The organism is Mesorhizobium sp. M7A.F.Ca.CA.002.15.2.1 (assembly GCF_003998715.1).
In the GTDB taxonomy this organism is placed as follows: Bacteria; Pseudomonadota; Alphaproteobacteria; order Rhizobiales; family Rhizobiaceae; genus Mesorhizobium; species Mesorhizobium ciceri.
Window position 1 is genome coordinate 1 of sequence record NZ_RZPI01000926.1, and the last position, 1649, is coordinate 1649.

The window sequence follows — 1649 nt, forward strand, 5'->3', positions numbered from 1 at the left end:
GTACCAGGTCTTCGCCTTCTTGATGTCGCGCGCGACGCCGATGCCCTTTTCGTAGAAATTTCCGATACGGTATTCGGCCGGCGCGAAGCCGAGTTCCGCCGATTTCTCGTACCATTTGGCCGCTGCCGCCATGTCTTCCTTGACGCCGCGCGACTCGGCATAGCGCGAGCCGATTTCGAACAGCGCCTTGGCGTCGCCGCTGGCAGCGGCATCACGCAAGGCGGCCGGGCCGGCGTCAGCGGGAATGTCGAATTTTGCCGTCGTCGCCGGCGAAGCGTCCACCGGCGGAACCGCGCCCGTGGTGTCCTTGGCGGTGGTCGGCTCTGTCGCCATAGGCTGGATGCCGGTGGCGGTATCGGTATCGGCAGGTTCGGCGGCGACCGGAACGGTCGAGGCCGGCGCAGCCGAAGCTGTCGTCGTCTCGGACGCCGCTGGGTTTGCATCGGCCGATGTAGCCAAGGCGACGGGGGCGGGAACCGGTTCTGCGATCGGCGCGGCACCCATCGACGGCTCGGCGCCTGACGGCGTGGCAATCATGCTTTGCGCGGCCATGTCGTCCTTGGTTGCCGGTGCGGATGGCTCGGCCTGTCTGACGGCATGGTCCGGCGCGCTTTCCACTGCCGCGGGCTGCGCGTCCGTCTTTGGCTGGCTCGCGGCATCGAGCGAGGCGGTTTGCATCGGCTGCGAGGCGACGATCGGCACGACATCGTTGCTCGCCACCTGGGCCGGATCGGCGAAAAAGGCCTTGCCCAGTTGCAGGGCGCCCAGCGCCAGCAGGATCGCGGTTGTCCCCATCAGGATCGGCTTGCGCCGTGCCTTGAGCAGGTCGCCGATCCGCAGTGCCTTCACCGGTCCGGTCACCGTCGACTGGCGCTTCAGCGCATCGGCCTCGGCGGCCGCGGCCTGCGCCGCGCGCCGGGCAGCGGCGATGAAATCCGATTTCGCGGCATCGGTGTCGCTGGGCTTGGCCGGCTGGCCGCGCTCGTCACGCACGCGCTTCATGATGGCATTGAGGTCAGGTGCGCCGGAGCCGGGCTCCAGCGGCCGGTTGGCCATTTTCGGATCGAGCGGCTCGTCGAGATCGACGCTCGGTATTGGGGCACTCGGCGCTGAGCCGGCCAGTGGCGGGATATCCGCCTCCTTCTTGCCCTTGAAGGCGCGGGCCAGCCCGCCGAACAACGATTTGCGGCCGCCGGCCTGTCCGCCTTTCTCGGCGATCGTGTCCGAACCGAGCGCGGCCATGGCCGCCGCCGCGGCAGCCTCGGCCGGCGTGCGCGTGCCAATACCAATACCGAGGTCGCTACGCATACCCAGGTCGCCGCGTGCACCCGGCTCATTGCGCAGGATGGCGGCGGCACGGCCATCGAGATCTGCCATGTCCCCAGTCAATGGCAGGGGCTGATCGATATCCATCGACGGCGCGTCGACGGCCATTTTGGGTCGGCGCACGCCGCGCCAGTTGCTCGGCTCGGCCGGTGCCGCATCCAGCAATTCGCTCATCGCCTCGACCGGCTCGCCGGGTTCGAGCGAACCCAGCCGGTCGACGATCTTGAGCAACGTATCGTGGATGGCCTCGAACGTTCTCGAATTGCGGTCGTCGGGGCGCCGCGTCAGTGTTTCAAGCGTCTTCAAAGCCTGGGCGAGGCCGG

1 pseudogene is annotated in these 1649 nt (G+C 68.2%); it reads right to left on the reverse strand.

Features of this window, described 5'->3' with window-relative positions:
• A pseudogene (locus ENZ74_RS31195) lies at positions 1-1649 on the reverse strand (SEL1-like repeat protein); the annotation flags it as partial.